Origin of the sequence: Vibrio sp. Vb1026, assembly GCF_033338745.1 — a bacterium.
Taxonomy (GTDB): Bacteria; Pseudomonadota; Gammaproteobacteria; order Enterobacterales; family Vibrionaceae; genus Vibrio; species Vibrio alginolyticus.
The window spans coordinates 20784-45669 of the sequence record NZ_JAWOTH010000014.1; the positions used below are offsets into that span (position 1 = coordinate 20784).

21 protein-coding genes and 1 pseudogene are annotated in these 24886 nt (G+C 44.6%); 13 read left to right on the plus strand and 9 right to left on the minus strand.

Annotated features, from left to right (window positions below; genetic code table 11):
• Positions 1-20 precede the first annotated feature (20 nt).
• The 3 genes from R7E47_RS18070 to R7E47_RS18080 all read right to left on the minus strand — a co-directional run bounded on the left by R7E47_RS18070 (position 21) and on the right by R7E47_RS18080 (position 3052).
• Positions 21-212, minus strand: coding sequence for a hypothetical protein (locus tag R7E47_RS18070; protein ID WP_005376565.1), 192 nt, complete (start codon positions 210-212; stop codon positions 21-23).
• Positions 213-230: 18 nt separating this feature from the next.
• Positions 231-2585, minus strand: a complete 2355-nt coding sequence (locus R7E47_RS18075; RefSeq protein ID WP_258483580.1) for a fatty acid cis/trans isomerase — start codon at positions 2583-2585, stop codon at positions 231-233.
• 80 nt (positions 2586-2665) lie between these two features.
• Positions 2666-3052, minus strand: coding sequence for a winged helix-turn-helix domain-containing protein (locus R7E47_RS18080; RefSeq protein WP_213885837.1), 387 nt, complete (start codon positions 3050-3052; stop codon positions 2666-2668).
• 306 nt (positions 3053-3358) lie between these two features.
• Here R7E47_RS18080 and R7E47_RS18085 point away from each other — a divergent pair, with 306 nt between their 5' ends.
• The gene (locus tag R7E47_RS18085; RefSeq protein ID WP_258483578.1) at positions 3359-4906 is read left to right on the plus strand and encodes an arylsulfatase; all 1548 of its coding nucleotides are present in this window, start codon (positions 3359-3361) and stop codon (positions 4904-4906) included.
• A gap of 134 nt (positions 4907-5040) precedes the next feature.
• On the opposite strand, the gene R7E47_RS18090 is transcribed toward R7E47_RS18085, so the two are convergent.
• The gene (locus tag R7E47_RS18090) at positions 5041-5898 is read right to left on the minus strand and encodes a LysR family transcriptional regulator (protein WP_025767859.1); all 858 of its coding nucleotides are present in this window, start codon (positions 5896-5898) and stop codon (positions 5041-5043) included.
• A gap of 140 nt (positions 5899-6038) precedes the next feature.
• Between R7E47_RS18090 and R7E47_RS18095 the strand changes: the two genes are divergently transcribed.
• The 11 genes from R7E47_RS18095 (at position 6039) to yegS (ending at position 18144) form a co-directional block, all read left to right on the plus strand.
• Entirely contained in the window at positions 6039-7565 is a 1527-nt protein-coding gene (locus R7E47_RS18095) for an arylsulfatase (RefSeq protein WP_318084861.1), read from the plus strand.
• Between the two features lie 106 nt (positions 7566-7671).
• Positions 7672-8973 (plus strand): anaerobic sulfatase maturase, encoded by a 1302-nt coding sequence (locus R7E47_RS18100; RefSeq protein WP_115386602.1) that lies wholly within the window; start codon positions 7672-7674, stop codon positions 8971-8973.
• An 85-nt stretch (positions 8974-9058) separates the two neighbouring features.
• The gene (locus tag R7E47_RS18105) at positions 9059-10042 is read left to right on the plus strand and encodes an AAA family ATPase (protein ID WP_005376549.1); all 984 of its coding nucleotides are present in this window, start codon (positions 9059-9061) and stop codon (positions 10040-10042) included.
• Between the two features lie 12 nt (positions 10043-10054).
• On the plus strand, positions 10055-11017 hold the full coding sequence (locus R7E47_RS18110; protein ID WP_017821549.1) for a DUF58 domain-containing protein: 963 nt from the start codon (positions 10055-10057) through the stop codon (positions 11015-11017).
• A complete protein-coding gene (locus R7E47_RS18115) occupies positions 11018-11596 on the plus strand; it encodes a DUF4381 domain-containing protein (protein ID WP_017635361.1) in 579 nt (192 codons plus the stop codon). It begins immediately after the preceding gene.
• Positions 11589-12659, plus strand: coding sequence for a VWA domain-containing protein (locus R7E47_RS18120; protein ID WP_318084863.1), 1071 nt, complete (start codon positions 11589-11591; stop codon positions 12657-12659). Before R7E47_RS18115 ends, R7E47_RS18120 begins: the two co-directional genes overlap by 8 nt.
• Complete coding sequence (locus tag R7E47_RS18125; RefSeq protein ID WP_033906483.1) at positions 12652-14382, plus strand: vWA domain-containing protein; 1731 nt, start codon at positions 12652-12654, stop codon at positions 14380-14382. Before R7E47_RS18120 ends, R7E47_RS18125 begins: the two co-directional genes overlap by 8 nt.
• On the plus strand, positions 14379-15680 hold the full coding sequence (locus R7E47_RS18130) for a BatD family protein (RefSeq protein WP_318084865.1): 1302 nt from the start codon (positions 14379-14381) through the stop codon (positions 15678-15680). The genes R7E47_RS18125 and R7E47_RS18130 overlap by 4 nt, the downstream gene beginning before the upstream one ends.
• Before the next feature lie 49 nt (positions 15681-15729).
• Entirely contained in the window at positions 15730-16155 is a 426-nt protein-coding gene (locus R7E47_RS18135; RefSeq protein ID WP_262606053.1) for a bifunctional diaminohydroxyphosphoribosylaminopyrimidine deaminase/5-amino-6-(5-phosphoribosylamino)uracil reductase RibD, read from the plus strand.
• 172 nt (positions 16156-16327) lie between these two features.
• Positions 16328-17233 carry a LysR family transcriptional regulator gene (locus R7E47_RS18140; RefSeq protein WP_213966176.1) on the plus strand — a complete coding sequence of 302 codons (906 nt, stop codon included), beginning with the start codon at positions 16328-16330 and terminating at the stop codon, positions 17231-17233.
• Positions 17234-17241: 8 nt separating this feature from the next.
• Complete coding sequence (gene yegS, locus R7E47_RS18145; protein ID WP_053303508.1) at positions 17242-18144, plus strand: lipid kinase YegS; 903 nt, start codon at positions 17242-17244, stop codon at positions 18142-18144.
• A gap of 80 nt (positions 18145-18224) precedes the next feature.
• Here the strand turns inward: yegS and R7E47_RS18150 are convergent, their stop codons facing one another.
• From R7E47_RS18150 to R7E47_RS18165, 4 genes and pseudogenes are all read right to left on the minus strand, one after another.
• Positions 18225-18560 carry a YgiW/YdeI family stress tolerance OB fold protein gene (locus R7E47_RS18150; RefSeq protein WP_017635355.1) on the minus strand — a complete coding sequence of 112 codons (336 nt, stop codon included), beginning with the start codon at positions 18558-18560 and terminating at the stop codon, positions 18225-18227.
• A gap of 15 nt (positions 18561-18575) precedes the next feature.
• Positions 18576-19223 (minus strand): annotated as a pseudogene (locus R7E47_RS18155) (AcfA family outer membrane beta-barrel protein).
• Positions 19224-19399: 176 nt separating this feature from the next.
• The gene (locus tag R7E47_RS18160; protein ID WP_262653583.1) at positions 19400-21013 is read right to left on the minus strand and encodes a VRR-NUC domain-containing protein; all 1614 of its coding nucleotides are present in this window, start codon (positions 21011-21013) and stop codon (positions 19400-19402) included.
• 67 nt (positions 21014-21080) lie between these two features.
• Positions 21081-22313, minus strand: a complete 1233-nt coding sequence (locus tag R7E47_RS18165) for an OFA family MFS transporter (RefSeq protein WP_005388232.1) — start codon at positions 22311-22313, stop codon at positions 21081-21083.
• Positions 22314-22889: 576 nt separating this feature from the next.
• On the opposite strand from R7E47_RS18165, the gene R7E47_RS18170 reads away from it, so the two are divergent.
• Positions 22890-23246 (plus strand): NADH:ubiquinone oxidoreductase, encoded by a 357-nt coding sequence (locus tag R7E47_RS18170; RefSeq protein WP_318084873.1) that lies wholly within the window; start codon positions 22890-22892, stop codon positions 23244-23246.
• Positions 23247-23348: 102 nt separating this feature from the next.
• On the opposite strand, the gene dcuC is transcribed toward R7E47_RS18170, so the two are convergent.
• Positions 23349-24716 (minus strand): anaerobic C4-dicarboxylate transporter DcuC, encoded by a 1368-nt coding sequence (gene dcuC, locus R7E47_RS18175; RefSeq protein WP_203345392.1) that lies wholly within the window; start codon positions 24714-24716, stop codon positions 23349-23351.
• Positions 24717-24886: the final 170 nt, after the last annotated feature.

Here is a 24886-nt window from a genome sequence, read left to right on the forward strand (position 1 = left end):
CGGCTTTCCGGAGGTTTTTTCTATTCGGTCATGTCATCTTCCCACTCGAATCGAGTGTCTAGGGCATAAGGGTCATCATCAAAAGGATGTTCCACTTTGCCACGCAAGTATTCGAGTTGATGCTCAAGCATATTGACCGTTTCGTAGTCTCCCTCAGAACAAGCAACGTAAATCTGTTGTTCAAGAGCGGCAATGTTATCTCGGATACCCATGAGAACCCCCTTAAATCATCATCGATTCTCAAAACGATTATAGTCAAGTAATCCAAATTCGATCGGTTGTTTTGTACGGTACCAATTATGTAAACGATCGCTAAATGACCAGAATTTTTCTGAGCTTCTACGAATCGCAAAATTATCCAATAACTTAACGTAATCGGACTCGTTTTGGATGGCACTAAATTGATCGACAAAATCTTTTACTTGGTTTTCGTTGATCGAGAAAAATGCCGCAGGGTAGCTTCCCACAACGCCGCGTACAATGGTCATATCATCGTTAGCAAAGTCACGGTTACTTTCTTCATCAAACAAGCTAGAGATGTTTGTGTGTGCATTGTTGTGAAGTAAGGTGAACAGTTCATCTTCCCCTGATTGACTTCTCACCATAAGCATAGTGATTTGCGGAACGGTTTTTAGGCCTTCACCACGAACGTGGTCAATACGTTTTAGTTGCTTTTTACTACTCGCAGAAAGAGCCGTGTCTTGAATTTCGTAGCGAGGCAGAAGCACATCTGAAACATGTTCGCTCAACAACTCCACCAACTCCGTTTTTGGATCGTCACTCTTATACTGAACGCTGGTTGGTTGGTTAAACGGCTTCACATTTCGTTGTAAAAAGTCACTCAACTGCGGGCTTTGATCTTTATACCAGCTAGATTGCAGTTCATGGCGCATATCGGCGGGTAACAACGAGATAAAGTTACTTTCGCCTTCTAGACGCAAGAAGTCCATAAACATTCGTGTCATGAGCTGATGGCCGAAGTTACCGTAAACGTCAAACCCAGCAACAAGCAAATAGTGGATACGCTCTAGTAACGCGTAGTCAAGAATCCACACTGTTTTAGGCTGCTCACCAACTAACCCTTGAACAACAGAAGCACTATCAAAATGGCGGAATATCGTTAATGCCGCATTATGGTTGGTGCCATTACCGTCCCAAATTACATCGGTGGATAGGTTTTCACCTTCTTTAAACCAGTTATTAGTGAACTCAGATTTAGCCTCTAGGTAGCGAGCTTGCTGGCGCGCGTACTTGACCCAGTTGGTAACAGGTAGCGTGTTACTTTCTTGTTCTGCCGGTAGTTTTAGGTTATCAGCCTGAGATCGGTAAAACTCATTTACTTCTGGGATGTCTGCTTTATCTGGATCAAGGAAAAACACCCAAAAGCGATCATTGATAACATTCAATGCCAGTTGGCCACGACAAACTGGGCCTTTGATGTATGCCATTATTGTATTTTGTGCATTATCTAGCATGAACTTAAAGCGCGACTTCACTGGAAGGTCGATGAATGATGTCATCGGGTTTGCAGCAACTTCTGGTTCATAACTCGGTAGCTGACTAACCATGTAATCAGCATCAATAAACCAAGTTTTCCAGTTCTCTATGCGTTGCTTGTTTAACGCGAATGGCATGTGAGTTTTATCTACGATGGTCCCTTGCTCTGGAATAATTCGATAAAACACACGTTCAACCCCTGGATCATCGTACGGGCGACGCGTTGAAATACGTTTGACGGGCTGTCCTGGTGGTGTAGCAGAGCGGACGAGCGTGAAGAATCGGGGATCTTCATCGAGTTCCGAAAAGTAGAGATGAGATAAAAATAAATGCTCATATATATACCTAGCCATCAGCTGATTTTTCAAATCAGAGTGGTTAAGTAATGCTTCGTACTTATCTATTTGCGCTTGCTCTTTCTCACTAACAGGTCGGTGAACGTTCATTATTGCGCCGTTTTCCAACCAAGTCATGAGTGTGTGGTATTCACTGTTTGATAGGTTTGGCATACCAAAAGGCATTCCCCAGGTCGGGTTATCCTTTTCGTATTGCTCGTATTCTTCAATCGTCGGACAGGTTTGCTCTCGGTCTATCGAAAAGTCAAAGCCTTCTAACTGGACTTGGTCAGGCAATGGGTGGCGCTCTTTTTGTTGTAGCAAACGTGCGATAAGGCCTGCATCAATGTTGGCTGCCATGCTTTGATCACGTTCGTTGAGAACCGGATGAAAACCCGCATCGCGCCACTCTTGGGTTGTTTCTGCATCTTCGAATAAGCGTGTTGGTGCTGCGGCTGTGAGTCTTGTTCCTTCATATACCAGTGCTTTACTCGCACCACGGTCAATGCCCTCAACAGAAGAGAGCTTAAGCTGACATGGTGCATCGTAGCACGCGTGGCAGACGACACAGCGGTTATCCATAATGGGTTTAACTTCGCTTTGGAAGAAGTTTGCTTGAGGGGTTTCCACGTCAACAGTGCGTTCACGCACGAGCTGTGGACCAAACAGTTGATCATAGTTAAGACCAGCATAGGTTGCACAGCCGGCAAACAAAGTAGCAATGCAAAGTGTAAAAATTAAGCGCAAATTCATTGAGTTATTTTACGTGATTAGAATTTGCATTAATTAAAGCAAAATAAGCGGTCAATTACCAAAAGTTGGGTCAATTAGCGTTAATTTTTCTGTTGATTGTCTGAGCGCTTGAAAATGTAACCCTGGCGGTGGACTGTCTGAATTCTGTCTGTTGGAACGCCTTCGTGAACTAGACGCTTTCTCATTCTGCTCATGTGCATATCGAGTGCTCGATCATGTTCAGTAAATTCACGTTTTAGTACTGTTTCGTAAAGAAAAGGCTTACTAAGTACTTGATCTTGATGGTGAGTGAGAGTTTGCAGCAGCTTAAATTGAATGCTTGTTAACTGAACAGATGTCTTGTTTGGCAAGTAATTGAGTACCACAGAGTGAGTGCGCTTATCTAGTAATAGCTCCTCATCATTATGGTGAACGCCGTTGTGTTGGCATTGGGAAGTTTTTCCATTTGAAACCTTGGAGTCAAGCACACGGGTACCTTAATTATTAATAGTAGTAAAACGTATTATCATTAATATTTATATAAAAGCAATCAGGTACTTTATGAGCACTGTGATATGCGTAGACAATCTTAATACTTGAGATTAACAGTAGTGATGAATGGTGCGATGGCGCTCTGAACTAAAGTGCTATTGGAGTGCGTATTAGCTACAAATAACGGTGTAATGTTAGGCAAAGATAGAAAGAATTCTCATTTAGTAAATTCGCTTATCCGCTATTTGTGAACTATACATTCTGTTGCAGGAAGCACTTTTCTAATACACACAGAGGTTTATATGACAGCGAAATATGGCGTTAAACGCCGATTAGCGATTCTTGCCGCCGCTTTAATCGGTGCGACAAGTAGCAGTATCGCAGCAGAGAAACCAAATATTCTCGTCATTTGGGGTGATGATATTGGCCAGTCCAATCTCAGTGCTTACACGTTTGGCTTGATGGGGTACAAAACACCAAATATAGACAGTATCGCCAAAGAAGGCATGATGTTCACTGACTATTACGGTGAGCAATCTTGTACAGCGGGCCGTTCTACTTTCATTACGGGCCAAACCGTTCTTAGAACAGGTTTGAGTAAAGTGGGGCTTCCAGGTGCTGATCTTGGCTTGAAGGAAGAGGACGCAACCATTGCCGAAATGCTGAAGCCGATGGGCTATATGACAGGGCAATTTGGTAAAAACCACTTAGGTGATAAAGATGAGCACCTTCCTACTAATCACGGCTTCGATGAATTTTTTGGCAACCTTTATCACTTGAACGCCGAGGAGGAGCCAGAAAACGTCGATTATCCTAAAGATCCTGAGTTTCGTAAAAAGTTCGGTCCGCGCGGCGTTATCCGTTCGTACGCTGATGGCAAAATTGAGGATACAGGACCTCTAACTCGCAAGCGCATGGAAACCGTGGATGAAGAGACGTTAGATGCGGCACTCGACTTTATGGATCGTGCAGTCAAGGCTGAAAAACCTTTCTTTGTCTGGTGGAACGCAACTCGTATGCACTTCCGTACTCATGTGAAAGAAGAGAACTCTGGAAAAACAGGCATCAGCGAGTATGCAGATGGTATGGTCGAGCATGATAATCATGTAGGTCAGCTGCTGAAAAAAGTGGATGATTTGGGTATTAAAGACAACACAATCGTCTTTTACTCCACCGATAATGGCCCACACATGAACTCGTGGCCAGATGCAGGCACAACGCCATTCCGTGGAGAGAAAAATACCAACTGGGAAGGTGCGTACCGAGTTCCTGCGATGGTACGTTGGCCGGATAAAATTAAAGCTGGCTCTGTTTCGAATGATATCATGCATCACATGGACTGGATGCCAACGTTCGTTGCTGCCGCGGGTGATGACAATATCAAAGAGAAATTGCTCAAAGGTTATAGTGCGAATGGTAAGAAATTCAAAGTTCACCTAGACGGCTATAACTTCCTACCATATTTGACTGGTAAAGAGGATAAGGCCCCACGTGAAGAAATTTTTTACTTCTCAGATGATGGAGACTTAACTGCACTTCGTTATAACAAATGGAAGCTGGTCTTTATGGAGCAACGAGCAAAAGGTACGTTGCGTATTTGGGCTGAACCATTCACCACACTTCGTGTTCCTAAGATCTTCAACTTGCGTATGGATCCTTACGAAGTGGCTGATATCACTTCTAACACTTACTATGATTGGATGCTAGACCGTGCTTACATGCTTGTTCCTGCGCAAGCTTACGTTGGCAGATTCCTTGAAACGTTTAAAGAGTTCCCACCAAGGCAAAAAGCAGCAAGCTTCTCGCTCGATCAAGTGATGGAGAAACTAAAAGAGAACCCAAATAAGTAAGAAAAGCTAAGTGAAGTTCCACATCTAGAAAGAGGCTCATTAAAGTGAGCCTCTTTTTTATCTGTAAAATTCTATCTATTAAGGTTTGTAGAAAGCTTGATGACGAAAACGCCTAACGCTTCAATTGACAAGAGTTATAAACAAATTGGTTCGTAGTGGGCTGCCGTTAAGTTGGCTTTGATTTTTTCACGTAGAGCGATGTGGGCTGGGTTGTTTACCTCTCGCTTATGGTAAACGAACTTGTAAGGGATAGAGCGTATCGAAATGGGGCAGGGCAAAATTTGAAGTTTGAGCGCTTTGCTCCACTTGTTTGCAAAAGATTGAGAAACGATCCCTAAACTGTCTCTTTGGGCGACATACAGCGCCATGCCTGCTAGCGAAGATGTGATCAAGTCGACTTTTCTTTCTTGAATTGTTTCCTTTGCTAGTTGCTCGAACCCCGACATGTTGTTCCATTTTCCTGAAAATAAACAGTGAGTTTCCTCATAAAATTGCTCTTTTGTGAGCGTGCCGTGTACACGGGGATGGTTCTCACGACAGATAACCACGGCTTCTTCCTCATAGGCATCTTCAATAATAAACGCTGCATCTTTCGTGATCACCGTATCGATTACTAGATCGACTTTTTGTTGTCTTAACAGCTCAAATAATAGGAACTTTTCGGGTGGTGATTCATAAAAAATAGTGTTCTTTATTGGGTCCATAATGTGCAACAAAATTTCCGAACAACACACTTCAAAATGATTTTTATCAGATATCGCATTGTCAATAATATTAACCGCTTGCTGGAATTGCGGCAGTAATTGATAAGCGGTGGAGGTTAGTGCGATCCCTCGTCCTTTTTTAACGAATAATTGCTTATCTACGACTTGCTCTAAACGCTTTATTGCAGCGCTCACAGCAGGTTGTGTAAGCCCTAATTGTTCCGCGGCTTTTGTATAAGATTGAAACTCCGCAACAACAAGAAAAGTTTGGATCAAATTCAAGTCCATAACGTCACTCATAAATTTAATTTATAGGTTAACTAATTTTGACTGCATTTATCGCCTGAAATTAGTGCTTTATCTTATATCAACAATGGTATTGAAAAGCGAATACCATTTTTACGCACTAGCGAACTCTTGGAGATAATATGAAAAATGCGATCAAAACGAGCAGTAAAAAACTCGTACTTAACGCATGTACGTTAGCTTTGGGCGCTGCATCTGCAGTTGCACATGCAGCGGACAAACCCAACATTCTTGTCATCTTTGGTGATGATGTTGGTTACTGGAACCTTAGTACCTATAACCAAGGCATGATGGCGTACAACACGCCAAACATCGATAGCATTGCTAAAGAAGGTGCGAAGTTCACTAACTTCTACGCACAGCAAAGCTCGACAGCAGGCCGTTCTGCATTCATCACTGGTCAAATGCCAAAACGTACAGGTCTATCAAAAGTGGGCTTACCAGGCGCTCCGGAAGGTATCTCGGAAAAAGATCCGACGATTGCAACCGTGCTTAAACAAATGGGTTACGCAACCGGACAATTTGGTAAGAACCATTTAGGTGACCGAGACGAGCATCTTCCTACCAACCACGGTTTTGATGAATTCTTCGGCAACCTATACCACTTGAACGCAGAAGAAGAGCCAGAGAACGTGGATTACCCTAAAGATCCGGAGTTCAAGAAGAAATTTGGTCCTCGTGGCGTTATCCATTCTTACGCTGACGGTAAAATCGAAGATACCGGTCCACTTACGCGTAAGCGTATGGAAAATGTTGATGGTGAGTTTCTTGATGCCGCAGAAAGCTTCATAGAAAAACAAGTAAAAGCGGACAAGCCGTTCTTTACTTGGTTTAACACCACTCGCATGCACAACTTCACACATGTTCCAGAAGAATACCAAGGTAAAACAGGTGCCGGTTTCTACGCGGATGGTGTTAAGCAGCACGATGACCAAATCGGTCAGCTACTTAACAAGATCAAAGAGTTAGGTGTGGATGACAATACAATCATTGTTTACACCACTGACAACGGCCCTATGGTTGATTTGTGGCCGGATGCTGGGATGACACCGTTCCGCTCAGAGAAAAACACTGGCTGGGAAGGGAGTTTCCGTGTGCCAATGTTGATTAAATGGCCTGGAAAAATTGAGGCAGGTAAAACATTCAACGGCATGATGTCATTAGAGGACTTTTTCCCGACACTAGTTGCTGCGGCAGGTGATACCAAAGTTAAAGACGAATTACTAAAAGGCAAAAAAGTTGGCGATGTGGACTACAAAGTTCACCTAGACGGTTACAACCAATTGCCATACTTAACGGGTAAGTCAGACAAATCCGCACGAAATGAGTTCGTTTACTGGAGCGACGACGGCGATCTTGTGGCATTGCGCCAAGGAAAGTACAAGTTCCACTTTATGATTCAAGAGAATGAAACGGGTATGGATGTATGGCGTAAGCCGTTCACTAAACTTCGTGTGCCACTGATCTTTGACTTGAGCATTGATCCATTTGAACGAGGCGATCAAGGCATGGGTTATTCTCGTTGGATGTACGAGCGTTCATTCTTAATGATGCCAGCAATGGATACAGTGAAAGAGGTGATGGGTACATTCAAAGAATTCCCGCCTCGTATGGAAGCAGGTTCGTTCGTACCTAAGTCTTCTAAGTAAATTAAGATTATATAGCGCTTTTTGGAGCGCTATATACCCAAATAGCTTCACTTTTGCTGTACAGCGCTCACGAGGTTATTTGGGTATATGTAATAGTGAGAAACGTATGAGTAAGATTTCCCCTCGCCATTCTACTACTATGCCTATTGTTCCTCTTAAAACGGCGTCTAAAGCGCCTGTTCTGGGCGCGTATGACCGTCGATTCCATGTGATGGCAAAGCCAGGCGGAGCAAAGTGCAACATCGATTGTCAGTACTGCTTTTATCTGCATAAAGAAAATCTACTGCACCAAGAAAAGCAGCCAAAAATGGACGACGCAACATTGGAAGCGTTCGTGAAAAGCTATATCGAAAGTCAGGATGGCGAAGAAATTGTATTCTCATGGCAGGGCGGGGAGCCGACGCTGCTTGGGTTGGACTATTTCCGCAATGTCGTAGCTTTGCAAAAGAAATATCAGCCGAAAGGCGTTCGCATTGAAAACGACCTTCAGACCAATTGTATTTTGCTAAACGATGAGTGGTGTGCGTTTTTAAAAGAGCACAACTTCCTAGTTGGCTTGTCGATTGATGGACCACGAGAGCTGCACGACAAATATCGCAAAACCCGCAGCGGTAAGCCAACGTTTGATCTCGTGATGAAAGCGGTAGATAAGCTCAAAGCGCATGGCGTGAAATTCAACGCGTTGGTCACGGTGAATCGTCACAATGCGAAATACCCGCTCGAAGTATATCGATTTTTAACCCAAGAATTGGGTGTGACTTATATTCAGTTTGCGCCGGTGGTAGAAGCCAACAACTTCCAAACAACCGCGCCGCAGTTTTGGAACGAACAGATGATCCCAACCAAAGGCAGTGATCTGGCTAAACCGGGGCATCCAATGTCGATTGTAACGGATTGGTCAGTCGATCCTGAAGACTGGGGACGCTTTTTAATGGCGACCTTTGAAGAGTGGGTGAATAACGATCTTGGCCGTGTGCTGGTTAATCTGTTTGAAACCGCGGTGGCGCAAGTAATGGGGAAACCGTCTCAGCTTTGCGTGACGGCGGAGTTTTGTGGCAAAGGGTTGGCGATTGAGCACAATGGCGACGTGTTCAGTTGCGACCACTATGTGTATCCAGAATACAAACTCGCCAACATTCATGAACACTCACTGAATGAAATGGCCTTCTCTACAAGACAATATACTTTTGGCATGGCAAAACGCGATTCATTGCCGACGTATTGTAAGCAATGCCCTTACTTGCCTTATTGTTGGGGTGAGTGCCCAAAAAACCGTTTGATCAAAACGCCGAATGGTGAGAGTGGTCTAAACTATTTGTGTTCGGGAATCAAAATGTTCTTTGATTATGCGTTACCGATGTTGGTTGGTCTTGCACAACTTCTCCAATCTCAAGAACCGCAAAGATAACATAGTGAATATAACCTTAAGTTATTTCATTTGTTCTTATACTTAACTATCGAAAAGACGGCTTAAACCATTGAAAAGGTATCCTATGAACCACGCACAACAAGCGATAAAAGAACTCATCGAACAAACAGAAAAAAGCGTCATTGGACAAAGCCACGTGGTTCGAGCTTTAGTCATCGGGTTATTAACAAATGGGCATATTCTGCTAGAAGGTTTACCGGGAACGGCAAAAACACGTTCCGTAAAATCGTTGGCGAACTTGTTAAACACCAGTTTTGGTCGAATCCAGTTTACGCCGGATCTTTTACCATCTGACGTGACGGGTACTGAGGTTTATCAAGAGCTGGACGGTAAGCCGCAACTCCACTTTCAACCTGGGCCCATTTTTAACAGCATTGTACTTGCTGATGAGGTCAACCGTGCACCTGCCAAAGTACAAGCGGCACTGCTTGAAGCCATGGCCGAAGGCACAATCACAGTAGGCGATAAAACTCACGTATTGCCAGACTTATTTATGGTGCTTGCAACGCAAAACCCAGTAGAGCAAGAGGGCACGTACCCACTGCCAGAAGCGCAAATGGACCGCTTTATCATGAAGGTTACCGTCGATTATCCAGAAGATGACGCCGAACGTGACATCATTCGTTTGGTGCGCAGTGAAGAATTGGGTGCGGAAACCAGCAGCGAAATTATTACGCCAAAACACATCGAGCCAGACGTGGTGCTAGAAGCGCGTCGTCAGTTACCAAACATCGTGGTATCAGACCTAGTGGAAAACTACATCGTTGCGTTAGTGATGGCGACTCGTAAGCCAGAGCGTTATGCCGATTCAAACTTAGCAAAATGGATTGAGATTGGCTCTAGTCCTCGTGCTTCTATCGCACTTGACAAATGCGCTCGTGCGTATGCGTGGATGCAAGGACGTGACCATGTGACTCCTGACGATGTGCGTGCCATGGTTCCGTCTGTATTGGGCCACCGTTTTTCTTTGACCTACGATGCACTGGCAGATGGGGTCGATCATCAACGAGTCGTACAAGAGCTGCTAGATTGTGTAGAAATTGGGTAAGTGGGAGGCATTATGGCTAAGCCAACTCTTGCGCCAAAATCACAGGGGATGGATCCCCGTTTGTACTGCGATTATGCTCGTTTAGTACGTCTGCAAGCACAAGCAGAATCATTCAGTTTACTTCCTCATCTAAAAGCGGGTAGCGTACTCTCTGGCCGACACAATTCGTTGTTTCGCGGTCGTGGATTGAACTTCGAAGAGCTGCGCCATTACCAATTGGGTGACGATATTCGTAACCTTGATTGGAAAGTTACGATGCGTACAGGTAAGCCGCACGTGCGCAGCTATACAGAAGAAAAAGATCGCAACGTAATCGTGTGTGTCGACCAGAGAAGCACAATGTTTTTTGCTTCGACGCAAGTAATGAAATCAGTTGTCGCGGCAGAGATCGCAGCGATGTGTGGGTGGCGAGTATTAAAAGATGGCGACCGAGTCGGTTTTGTCATCGCATCCCCGCAGGCATTGTTTCACAGCAAGGCACAGCGTTCGCAAAACGATCTTCTGGCGCAACTTAAACGTCTCGCTAAAGCCAATCAATCGCTCAATGTGGACTCCTGCAATTCCGAAAAAGTAACGTTCAGTCAATGGATTGAGCTTATTAAACGCATGAAGCTCAAGCAATCCACTTTGATTTTTATCAGCGACTGGAGCGACTGCGAGGAGCACCACCTTGATCACCTTAAACAGCTACAACAGCACAACGATGTTCTTGCAGTGATGGTCAGTGACCCATTAGAACAAGCGCTACCAGACGATTTGGCAAAATCGAAATGGGTGGTTGGTGACGGGCAGTATCAACTCAATTTAGACAGCAAAGCAAAGGTAGAAGCTGCGAGCGCAAAGCTTGAGGCTCGAACTAGCTTACAGCGTCAATCACTCTCTCAACTTATGGCGATGAAACACCTTCCGCACATCGAACTCGATACGACAGGTGAGCACATTAAACAATTCCAAAAACTGGTAGGAGGGCGTTAAATGAGTGATCTTCCTACGCCTCCAAGTACCTACATACTCAGAGAGCTGCATGATGTGGCCGTACCATCTAGCGTGAGTTGGTACCCGCAAACTATTGGCTGGAAAATTTTAGCGGCGGTTGCGTTCATTGCATTGGTATATTTCGCATATCGCTTGGCTCGGCAATGGTGGCATAATCGTTACCGAAAAGAAGCTCTACTGGCGATTTCGCAAATCAACCCGAGCGACAAAGACATGCCAAAAGTATTGTTCTCTGTGCTTAAAATAGTGCTGATTCATATTGATAGCCGCAACGCGAAATTGTTTGATACCGCCTTTCTGCGCAAGCTCGATGCGCTGTATCCGCAAACCAGAGACTCTCAAGCAAACTCGCAAATGGTTTTTAACGATGAGCTTTCAAAGTGTTGGCTACAAAGTATTGTTGACCCAAGCGTTACGCTAACCAACGAAGAGCGAGTAACGCTTATTGCTCGTGCGAAAAACTGGGTGAGTGAGCACCGTTGTGATGCTCAAAAAAGCGCGGCAAATAAATCACCACGATTGAAACGCAAAGCACATCAGGGAGGTCAACATGAATGATCTTCTTGCATCGATAACTGGTTTGTCTGGTTTTGAATTTGCTCACCCAATGTGGTTTCTGGTTTTGCCCTTGCCGTTGGTGGTGTACTACTTGGTGCCTGCATATCGCACTAAGCAAATGGCGATCAAAGTGCCGTTTTTTAGTCAGCTGGTGGAAGCGATTGGCGAGACGCCATCAGAAGGTGCAAGCCAGTTGACCCCGAGTTGGTGGCAACGAGCAACGTTAATTCTTTCATGGCTTTTGGTGGTGTGTGCGATGGCAAAACCCACCGTGTTAGGCGAGCCTCAAGTTCGCGAGAGTTTAGGCCGCGATGTGATGGTGGTGGTGGATCTTTCGGGCTCCATGGCCGAGCCAGATTTCACCTCACGTACAGGCGAAAAAATTTCTCGTCTTGATGCGGCAAAAGAAGTGCTGTCGGAGTTTGTTCAGTCTCGTAAAGGTGACCGATTAGGCTTGGTGCTTTTTGGTGATGCTGCTTTCGTGCAAACGCCATTTACCGCAGACCAAAAAGTGTGGCTCGAACTGCTTAACCAAACCGATGTGGCAATGGCAGGGCAGAGTACCCATCTTGGTGATGCGATTGGCTTAGCGATTAAAGTTTTTGAGCAAAGCGATAAGTCGCGTAGTGCTTTAGAACAAGACCAAAACCGTGAAAAAGTCGCGATTGTATTAACCGATGGTAACGACACGGGCAGTTTTGTTGAACCGATTGATGCGGCGAAAGTTGCGAAAGCCAAAGGCGTGAGAGTACACGTCATGGCGATGGGCGATCCGGAAACGATAGGTGAAACCGCGTTGGATATGGACACGATTCATCGCATTGCGAAAGAATCCGGCGGTGAAGCGTTTGAAGCACTCAACCGTGATGAACTATCGGCTGCCTACGACGAAATTGGCAAACTGGAACCTCAACTTTACGAAAGCACCACATACCGCCCAAAACAAAGCCTTCACCATTACTTGATGGCGTTAGTGGTCATCATGCATTTGCTCGCGTTCAGCGTCGCAACACTTAAAAGAAGGGCTGTTACACGATCATCATTAGGAGAGAGCGATGTTTGATTCTCTTAGTTGGACGCAATTCTTTACGCAGTTTCATTTTATTCGACCACTGTGGTTACTGGCTTTGATCCCCATGTTTTTCTTGGTGTGGTTACGCTGGCGAGAAGAAAGCGAGCCAAGCTGGAAGGATATTCTGCCCGAACATTTACGCAATGCTTTGACGATAGGTGAGCGAGGCTGGCGTAAGCAACTGCCGCTTAAGCTCTTGATGCTAATTGTGTTCATCGCCATTGTGATTTGTGCAGGCCCAACGTGGCAACGAGAACCTTCTCCCTTTGGCGAAGATAAAGCCTCTATGCTTGTGGTGCTTGATAACAGCGACTCGATGCTGCAAAAAGATCTCCCACCAAGCCGCCTTGAGCGTTCCAAACAGAAAGTACGCGATTTGCTAGCCGTGCGAAAAGGCGGAAAAACGGGTTTAGTCGTGTTCGCGGGCAGTGCTCATGTCGCAATGCCTATAACTCAAGACAGCAAAGTATTTGACCCATTTTTGGCGGCCATTACGCCAGAAATTATGCCCGTGCAAGGTAAGCTTGCCGAAAAAGCCTTGCCGTTAATTGATCAACAATTGCAAGGTCAACCAGGCTCCACCGTTCTGTTGGTGAGTGATGGCGTTAATCCAGCCACGATTGAGCAATACCAAGCGTATTTCTCGGGCAAACCTTATCAACTGTTAATTCTTGCGGCAGGGAATGCTGACATTGTGAGTAACAACCCAATGGATTTGGATTCTCTACAAAAACTGGCTAGTCAGACTAACGGTCGATTGGTGGAAGTGACTGTCGATAATAGTGATATCGAGCAACTGAACCGATACGTTGAGCGCAATATGCAGCTTAATGGCGAATCTTCAATGCCTTGGAAAGACATGGGTTATCAACTTCTGTTTCCAATCGCGTTGATCATGATGCTGTGGTTTAGAAAAGGGTGGTTAGTGCAGTGGTGCGTGATTGTAATGATGAGCGGTACACTGTTGATGCCGACCAGTGCAATGGCGGAGAACATTTCTGTTAAAGCCGAGCAGCCACAAGTTGTGCAAAAAGTGACGACCTTCGACAAGGTGGCGCAATGGTGGTGGGATTTGTGGCTGACGCCAGACCAACAAGGACAGCGTTTGTTCAACCAACAAGCGTATTTAGAAGCTGCAAAACACTTTGTCGATCCATTACGCAAAGGCACGGCGTACTACTACGCTAGCGAGTTTGAGCTCGCGCACAGCGCGTTTTTGGAAATGCAAAACGACCCGTCCGAAGAGGTTCGAGATTACGGTCTTTATAATGCGGCGAGTGCATTGGCGCGTCAGCGTGAATATTTGGCTGCACGTGACTTGTTAAAATCCCTAGCCAACAAGCCAACGTTGAGCGAGAGGCTAAGACCGGATGTTGAGCATAACTTGAAAGTGATTGGTGGTATTGTAGAGGACATCAACCGGATGAGTGAGAGTCAGGCAGGAACGGAGCAAGAAGCATCAACCGAGCTAGGCGATAACCCTCAAACCGCAGAAGGGGCGGATGAAAAAACGTCAGCGGAGTTGATGATTAAAGAGACGTTAAGTGCAGACGACATCTTAGGTAGCCAAGAATTAGCCGACAAATGGTTAAAGCGAGTCGAAGCGGATCCTAAATACTTCTTAAATGCGAAGTTTCAGATTCAATTGCGTTCAATAGAAACCGGAGAATCAACCTCTACTGCGAACGAAAATACAGAGGAGGCGGTGCAATGATGAAAAGCCACCGTTTTACGCACTTTGCTTTACCCTTGTGGTTAGTTATCTGTTTCGGCTTCCTCCTGAGCAGTAGTGTGTTGGCTCAAGATATTCGTGACGTTCAACGAAAGCATGGAGTTGAGTTACAAGCGTGGGTTGGTAAACAACCAACGGCTGGAGAGAAGCGTAAAACACCAAGTTTTAGCGTCAATGAGCAAGTTATTTTAACCATCGAAGTGGCAACGCCGCGTTGGTTTACGGGTGGTACGAGAATTGGCAATATTGAAATACCCAATGTTATCGCCAAACAGCGTAATCAACTAGCAACCAACTTTACTGAGCAAAAAGAGGGGCAAACTTGGTCGCGTCAACGCTGGGAAGTGACTTTGTATCCTCAAGCTTCTGGTGATTTTGTGGTTCCACCTGTCGCAGTGGGCGTTCAGGTGTCTGCGCCGGACGGCGAGAAGATATCAGGCACACTTTACACGCAGTCGATTAAGTTCAAAACCGTCTTGCCATCGGGCCTGCTGAGTGGTGAGACACCTTGGTTTGCTGCAACAGATGTAGAGGTAAAGCAAGAGTGGGATACCTCCACTGAGTCACTCAAAGTTGGGGATGCAATCACGCGTAAAATCACCATTTCGGCTCAAGATTCACTATCTGTATTGCTACCAGACTTGTTGAAAGGAGAATCAACAACCCGTTATCAAGCGTATCCTCAACCCCACCGTTTGACAGATACGCAAACACGTGGTGATTACCAGTCAACACGCACAGAAGAGAGCGTGTACGTGATTCAACAAGGTGGTGAATTAACCCTGCCGGATTATGAGTTCCGTTGGTGGAACAGTAAGACTCAGCAAGTGGAAACGGTGATGTTAGAGGGCAAAACTTTTGCCGCGAAGCACACGTTGAAGTCCTTCATCAGAACGTACTTTGAATGGATTGTTTCCACGCTTATGTTGCTGGGTTTTGTGATTATTTCATCGGTAGCCATTAAACGTTACTACCGCAACAGACCAACACCAGCATGGTTGACGTTCCACCGTTTGTTAAAGGCTAAACGTTGGTCTGAAGCAAGGACCATATTGTACAAACAATTGCGTTTAAATACGGCCGAGCTAGAAATGACCAAAGCCGATACGAGTGAATCGTGGCAAAAAAGTGCGTCGGGAATGCAAAATGGTGAAAATAGCGCTCATTTACTGAAGTCGATGTGGCGCAAAATCCAGACCAAACAAAAACGCTTTAAATTCCGTATTCCGCGAGCGTTACCAGAACTGGACAAAGTCATTGGAAGAGATGGCAATGAATAAAACGGGGCGCTAATATAGCGCCTCGTTTTTATTAGAGAATAGAGTTCAAATGAGCCAAGAGTTTATGCGCCGCGCATTGGAAGTGTCCCAAAATGCGCTTCCTGAATGTCAACCCAACCCGCCGGTTGGCTGCGTGTTAGTGAAAGACAATCAAATCGTTTCTGAAGGTCATACTCAAGCGATTGGTGGCAATCACGCGGAAGTGGAAGCGCTGAATGCGTATCAAGGCTCGTTAGAATCGGTGACGGCATACGTTACGCTGGAACCGTGTTCGTTTGTTGGTCGCACGCCAGCTTGCGCGGTGACATTAGTCAAATCCGGCATAAGCAAAGTCGTCGTAGCCATATTGGACCCCGACCCACGCAACAGTGGTCGAGGTATCGAGATTCTAAAACAAGCAGGTATAGAGGTAGAAACGGGTTTATGTGGAGAGGAAGTCTGCGAGTTTCTTACCCCTTACTTAGGCAAAGCCTAATCCAAGCTTTATGTTGCACAGTGATGCCAGTTTATGTGGTGAATGAAGTGCGTCAAAATTGAGTTAAAACTCATTAAAATAAGCCATCCCGCTCATTTTTTATACGTTGTTACGCGAAAAATCATGTTGTTAGAGATAAGATAGAGAAAATGACTTTCGAAAATTTAATAGCATGAAACCGACTGACCTTAATCTTATTCCTATTTTCACTGCCATCTATGAAGAGCGTAACTTGTCTCGGGCGGCGGCGCGTTTAAACATCACCCAACCTGCGGTGAGTAAAGCTCTATCAAGGCTACGTGATATCTACGATGATCCATTGTTTCATCGTTGCGTTAAAGGTGTCGAACCAACCTCGTTCGCGATGGATATTTATCCTGCTCTTCTTGCTTCAGTACAAAATTTCACTTCGACATTATCAGCCTCTAGAGAGTTTGACCCTAAAGTGTCGAATAGAGTGTTTTCTATTGCCTGTGTGTCCGTTGCAAGCTTTGAGTTGCTACCTCAAGTCATGAAACAAATCCGTGTGTCGGCGCCAAATGTTGCATTAGAAGTACATCCGCTTTTTACGGAAGACTTTGAAAGTGATCTGCGGTTACAACGCTACGATTTGATCATTGATATCACACCAAGAGCAAGAACGGTGTTAAAACTGGAAACTGTACTTACGGAGCGTTTGGTGGTGGTATGTAGCGAAGCGCATCCACGCCTGAATGATGAGATTACGGCTGAACAATTTTTTGAAGAAGAACACGTAGTGGTTTCGCAGTGGCAGAGTCGTAAGAGCTTGTTAAACGCCGATGACATTGTCGACTTGGATAAGAGAAAGATTAAGTATCGAGCCTCAGGCGTACTAGAAATGCTCCCAATTATTTGTGGTAGTGAATACATTGGTTTAATGCCAGAGTCGATGATCAACTTGTTCAATAACACCTATCATGTTAAATCTTTATCAATGCCATTTGATGAACAAATGTATGAGCTTTGCACAATCTGGCATCCTAGTCGCACAAACGACAGCGCCCATCAATGGTTGCGTTCACAGATTAAGCAAGCAGGAAAAGTCATCAACCAATAGGAAGTGCAATGAAAAAGACAATACGTGCCATCCTTAACGGAAAAAAAGCTGGGAATCCAGAGTTAAGAGATGCAATCATGAAAATGAGAGAAAAAGGCATCGACGTACAGGTGCGTGTGACGTGGGAATCTCAAGACATGCCGCGGCTAGTGAAAGAAGCGGTTGATGAAGGCATTGAACGTATTGTTGTCGCTGGAGGCGATGGAACCGTCAATGAGGCGGCTTCTGCGGTTATTCAAATTGACGAAGAAAAACGCCCTGAGTTAGCCATTATTCCCCTTGGTACCGCCAATGACTTTGCTACCGCTATTCAAGTACCTAATTCCATTAAGGCGTCTTTATCTCTTGCTGTTGAGGGGCAGTCCGCTTTGGTCGATTGCGTCAAAGCGAACGATCGCTGCTTTATTAACGTGGCAACAGCAGGGTTTGGCGCAGAAGTTACAGCAGAAACGCCTGTTGAACTCAAAAACTTTCTTGGCGGTGGAGCTTACACGCTAACTGGTGTTGTAAAAGCACTTGGCTTTAAACCATATGACGGAACAATAACGATTGAAGGTGGTGCGTATCAGGGAGAAATGTTGCTCGGTGCGTTTTGTAATGGGCGCCTTGCTGGAGGTGGGCAAGAGTTAGCTCCAAAAGCGATGATTAATGATGGGCTGATGGATCTAACATTGGTGCGCCCATTTTTACCTCATGAGCTGCCTAAAGTAATCGACGAGATCAATAACCCGAGTGAGAAAGGAGAGTTTGTGAAGTACACAAGAGCAAGCTGGTTGGAGATAGACTTCCCGAATCCATTACCTCTTAATTTAGATGGAGAACCCTATCATTCGAGAACCATTAGATTTGATGTTCAGCCTAAGAGTATACGATTAGTCGTACCGCAAGATTGTCCTTGCTTGACTAGCTAAACGAGCGTTCTCCATGATTATTGCTTAACACAGCCACTAAAATGTGGCTGTGTTGCTTGTGTTGAGGTATCGTCAACTTCTTAACGTTTTTGAATGGTCTCAACGTCTATCTGCGTAGTTGTCCAATCTGAGTCAACCTCTCCTCGAATCATTACGGTATCTTTTGGTGTCACTTCTTGACCCATCCAATCTTCGTTGTCGATCTCTACTTCGATTTCACCAGTGTTGTCTTTGAACAAGTAAGTCTCGTTACCAAATGATTGAACAATATGCCCGGTTAGCACTACAGCGCTGTCGTCGGTTGCGTTGCGCGCCTCTTTCACCGTATTGATTGCACTGACTTCTGGGCCATTAAATGCGGCGAAAGCCGAGCTTGAAAGTAGGGCAAGCATGGATGTTAACAATACTCTTTTCATTATCCTCTCCTGATATTAGAAGTAATAAGTTGTGCCTACGTTAAAGGATGCAGTGTTCGCGTATCGGTCTAGTTGATATTTTGCGTTTACACCTATGGTGAGCTGCGGGAAAATTCTGTGTTCCGCACCCACTGAGAACATTGCGCCTAGCTCGTTGTTTTTCTCCGCGCTATGGAAAAGCGTGTTGGTCATTTCCACATCGTCGTTCGTGACAAGTTCGTATTCTTGATGTTTAGAAACCTTGGCGTTGTATTCCGTGTAAGTTAGACCCGCTTTGAATTTTGTTGTCCATTTATCATTTAATGCATAGTTAAACACAGGAGCCAACGACACTTGCTTGGCTTTGATTGACGCATCCCAATCCATTTCATGATGGTAATCTTTGCCATCGATTGACTTGATACCTAGGTTTTTTGAACGACTATCATCAAGGTCAAACTAGCTGTAACCTAGTTCCAATGCCCAGTTGTCATTAAATGCGTAACCGACAAAGCCTGAGAAAATACCGTCTTCAAGCTCAGGGTTGAGTGTTACGTTGTCAGTTGAAAAGTGAGGTTCCAAATCATGGTCAGTGGTGCCTAGTCCATATTCCAGACCTACATAAGGAGCCGCAGATACCGAAACTGAGCAGGTAACAAGTAACGCAAGAAGTGTTTTGTTCATTTTATTTTGCCTCTTCAAATCAACTTAGTGAGTAGAAGCGCATTTTGTGTGAAGAAGCGTGAAGCGATCGTGAAGCGATCGTGAAGAAACGAAAAAATGTTTAGAAAAAAGAGCAAGGGGCGATAACCGAGGGGCGGTTTGAGTGAACAAACACCAAGCTCTTTATATAGAGTAAGTTAAGTTGCTGCGACGTAACACACCGCAAACGGGACATTAAGGCGAGTAAACTCTTTGATCCAACGCCATTGGTTATCCTGGAGTTTATCGCCAGGGCCTTTCACTTCAATCCACTCGAACTCGTTTTCTTTAAAAGCAATGAGATCCGGCATCCCATTACGGTAAAGCTTAAGGTCGCTCAATTGTATTTTGAACAGCGCCATCAGCATATTGGTTGGGATAGTGTTGAGTGCTGTTTCGAGTAGCTCTTTACTTATTAAATTCCAATGTACAAATGGATTACTGATGCCAAACTTCTCATCGTATTTTGTCAATAACATCTGGGTGTTGCCCGCTTCTAGTTCGGCAAAAGCGGTGTCTATCAAAGCTTGGCGCTTGGTAACAAAATCCGAGTGATATAAATCTAAAGGACGGTGTTGATAAGCGTTAATGAATGCCCCTTCAATAGGAGCAAAAATCGCATCCCAAAAAGTGAGACCAAGTAATGCATTAAGCAGTGCATTTTCGGCGTAAAATACAGTCCAGCCTAAGGACTCAAAATACGCTTTGCTGGCGAGTTCGACTCTCTGTTGAGATAAATCCAGTTCAAGGCAGTATTCCGTACAGGTTGGCTTCGTCACTCTTGGCACTTTCTCGCCTTGTTTTCGTTTTAACCGTTGCTCAAGTTTTTGTGCAACTTCGAGCTCAGACACATCGATCGGTGAGTTAAGCATATCTGTGACAATGTCACAAAATAAATCATCATGGTTTAATTTGTCATAGATACGTGCGCGTCGTTCTCGGCTCGGTGTGAGTTGAGTTTGGCCAAATAGAGATAGGGCGGTCTCTAGATCATTAAGCCGTTCGTAATCACGTGCTATGTCATTCAACATGTGCTCGCGTTTACGATCTACGTAACGGTGTTTAACGGGCTGAGGCATTGCCTCAATTAATAAGTCGAGATTGGCTTTGTCTTTTCGGTCAAATTGCCAGTACAGGTTGGCCAACTGGCTCAGTTCAATTAAGCGGTCTATTTGCTCACGTGAATCAAAGAAACGGCGCACTTTACTCAATTGATATTGCTCGAACTGATGCAAACCTAAGTCATCAAGCACAAACTGACTTAAGTCTTGATGGGTGTTGGCAAAAAACAGAGTGAGTAACACGTCGATCATATGAGCAGAATTGAGTTTGACGATCGTAAACTCAAGCCGCTCTATACGATCAAATTCCGTATTACTCAAATGTTCGACAAGGGCGTCTTTCTTGAGTGATTTCGGCAGTTCGGGATAAAGCGCGGAGATTTCTGGTTTGGTCAGTAAATTAGCCGCTAACTCTTGATGAGAAAGGGGTGGGGAAAGGGCTACAAACTCATGCTGACTCAATTCTGCCAGTGCTTCATTGATAGAAGGTATTTCTTGATAACTCAGCTTATCACTTCGAAACCAACATCCCTTTCGGCTGTATAAACGCACCAAAAGGCACTGGGCGTGTTTGCTCAAAGAATCAAACGAGCAAAGCCATGCGTGTTCTTCCTTGGTCAGTAAATCGCTGTACCAAGTTATTGCGTGATGAGTCAGCTTGAAGAAGTTCTCTAGATAGTAGTCTGGTGCAAGTTCGATAGGGCTTTCCATAAACGACCGATAACAAAAAAGGCTTAACCCATAGGTTAAGCCTTTTCGCTATCAAATCAATTCGCAATTATGCGTTTTTTAGCTGTGCTACTTTCGCTTCAGACAATGGCTTAGTGATGAACGCTAGTACGATACATACTGCCATCATTGCTGAAGAAATTGTGTAAGCCAAGGTGTAGCCGTCGCCATTTGTCATCGAGAAACCAACAACCGCTGCGCCGATTGCACCACCGATACCCCATGCTGTGTAAAGCACGCCGTAGTTAGTGCCGTAGTTTTTCAGACCGTAGAACTCAGCCGTTAGAGTAGGGAATACCGCTAGAAGTGTGCCGTAACCTACCGCTGCGATTGCTGTACCGATGATCAGTGTAAACTCAGAGTCGAACGTCGCGAACAGCACCATGTTTACGCCTTGTAGAACGAACGCGAGTAGAAGCGTACGAACACCGCCGATTTTATCTGCAAGCATACCCGCGGCAACACGACCGCCAGAGTTAAATACAGCAAGAATAGACGCTAGGTAAACCGCGTTTGGCAAGTTTGCTTGAACGCTTGCGATTGTCGTGATGTTACCAATGATCATTAGACCAACAGAAGCTGCAAACGCGTACATGATCCATAGAGAGTAGAACTGTGGCGTTTTCAACATTGCTTTCCAAGTTAAGTCATCTGACTTTTTCACCGCTTTAGGTGCTTGGCCTTCTTTTACTTTAGGCTCCGCAGGTGTGTAGTCTGCTGGTGGGTTGTTGATGGTTGCTGCAAGAGGAACTGCAATCGCTAGGATACCAACACCAAGAACCATAAAGCTAGTTTGAATGCCCATGCTGTCTATTAGCGCAGAAGTTACTGGCGCAAGGTAAATAGCCGCTAGACCAAAACCTGCCGCAATAATGCCGTTAACCATACCTTTCTTCGAAGCGTGGAACCACTTCATCGCAGAAGGTGATAGGCATGCGTAACCAAAACCGATACCTGCACCTGTGATCACGCCGAATGTAATGTTCAGCATGAGTGGAGAGTTCACAAAGCCAGAAGCGATCATGCCCAGACCTGTAAGAACAGTACCTAGGATAAGGATCATTCGAGGGCCCATGCGGTCTTGAAGAATACCTGCAATAAGAAGACAGATAGAGAAAGTGATGGTTGCAGTTGCGTAAGGTGCAGAAGCTTCTGCAGCACTCCAGCCTGATTCAGTTACCAGTGCCTTGTTGAATACACTCCAAGCATACAGGATGCCAAGACAAAGGTTGATACAGAACCCTGCTAACAGGATGCGCATAGCTTTATCAATCTTGCTCATTTTTATTCTCAGTTTTTCCTCTTATTGGCAATGCCGCAAAGAAGGTTGGTTTAAAGATGTTTTTTCTCAAAATTAGTTTGCGTTTTTCAACGTTTAACGCAATGAGCGCGGATTATAACCAATAAATATGTGATTGGAATCTCTTTTTACGGTTACTGATAAAATAATTTGCAACATTAAAAGTGGATGTGAATTCATGGTTTTGTATGTAGTAAGAACGTTGTAAAAAAGTGATATTTTTTGTTCGCTAATAACGAATGATGAGTCAAGACAGAGAGGTTTTACGCTGTTGAGTGCACAGTTCACATTTCAAATAAAAAATTTCAAAATGTTTCCATGTTAACCATCTGTAACAAAAATGGCGAATTTATCATCTGACGGTCGTAAGTATCAGATGCAAAGGGTTTCTTAATTTTTAATTGTTAACCTTTTGTAATAATTGAAGCTGATTAGCTTTTGTGTTCATTAAGTGAGCAAAAAAGTAACTTGTAATTGCTGATTTTAGGCGCAAAATATAGTGAAAAATGAGTTTTCATTTATGAAGGGATGCTTTTTAGATTTGTTGTGAGGTGACTTATGAAACTGTTCCTATTACTCATGGCTTCGGTATCCGCTGGTATCGCATCAGCAGACCACATCCATTCATTTATGTTGGGCTTATCCATTGCTTCTTTAGCGGTATGGAGCTGTTATTTCTTCGCATTTCGCAGCTCGCGCTTTCCACAGCTTGCTTTATTCCTACTCATTTGCGGTATGCTTTCTAAGTTGACGATAACCGTAGTCGGTGTGATGTGGGGAATGTCCGCGGAATTAATCACGTCTCCAATCGTATTCGCACTTTCATATTTATTCTTTTCGCTTGCCGTTACCTACTTATGGTTTAGCTACAGAGAGAGCATCACTAAGATTCCTGACCGATTTAAGTCAGCGTAAATCATCACATTAGAATAAAAAAACGCCAGCACATTTGCTGGCGTTTTTAATTAAACGTAATTTTGTTCGGATATTGCTTTTAGTTTGATCGTGGCAATACCGTTAGGCACTCATTGGAACAAGCACCATAGTACCAATAATCACCGTGATAAGGCCTGCTAGAACTGGAACGGATGTGCGTTTTACAACCTCAAACGGGCTGATGTTTGCCATACCTGATGTCGCAACGATTACGCCAGATACTGGTGAGATAGTACGGCCTAGGTTTGATGCTTGAAGCATCGGGATAATTAGGAACGCAGGGTTTAATCCCATTTTAGCAGCTAAAGATGGTGCTAACTCCACGAACGCATAGAAAGGCGCGTTGCCCGAACCCGTTGCAATTGCTGCTGCAACTGTCAATGCAGTTAGAATAAGCATTAAAGCAACGCCGCCTGCACCAGCATTGTCTGCGAGATGAAGTAGGTTATCGATAGCGCCGATAGACATCAGACCTTGTGCAAAAACCCCTGCGGCAACCAAAAGCATCACAACGCCTTTAAACGCGTCAGCCATGCCCGCGTAACAAGAATCTAAATCTTCTAGTGATTTCTTACCATCGAACTTATTTACAACATAATGGATCAGAGATCCAAGGAAAATCGAACCAACCACAATAGTGTAGATGTCTAGACTAAGTCCTGGAATGGTACGACCGTTGAATAGGAAAACGCCGATGATAGGTAGAAATGGAAGAGCTGCATAAAACGCTGGTGCGTCAGCTTTGATCTCTGATACATCAATTTTTTCCATTGGCGTATTTTCTTTCTTATCTAAGTATTTGTTCCAGAAGAACGCTGCCGCTGCCATGACGATGATTGCGCAAATAGAAACAGGCAACACAGTTTGTACCGCAAACACATCAAGCTCTAAACCAGACTTTTCTGCTGCGATAACAACATCACCAGAAGTAGGAGAAAGGATGATTGCCGCTGGAGAGGCACACACTGCAACGGCTGCTGGACGAGAAATGCCCATCGCGACCATCATTGGGAATAGTGTCGCCATTAATAGTACGCCAAGGCCTGTTGCAGAACTTACCGCAAGAGACATTAAACACGCCACAATGTAAGCCGCTACCAAAAGGACGTAAGGAGACTTGATGACAGAAAGCGGTTTAGAGAACTGTTTCACTACCACGTTGTTCGCGCCGATATGAGTCATGTATGACGCAAAACCACAAAGCAGCATGATTTGCATACCAAGACCGCCACCGCGGTATTGAAGCATGTATTTCACGTATTCAAGCGCATCTGTCACCATGTTACCAGTTGAGGTGATTTTTGACGGCAGCACGTCGTGCCCCAAAACGCCAGTCATAAGAAGTAAAGCAATACCAGCTGTCAGTAACACGCCCGCAGCTTTATAGCCTTTGACAATAAAGTAACCCACCGCAATGGTAACCACTAAGCCAATTAAGAGCTCTAACATAGGGATCTCCGAATGTTATGTAAAAAAGAAAGAAACTGTTTCAGTTTATGACAAGGAATTTACAGAATTCTTAGCTGTGGCACGAGACAAATATGGGGCTTGCATGATCTGAGACAAATAATAATTTAATAAATAATTTCGTTAGATTGTATTGTTGGAATTTGGTTTTC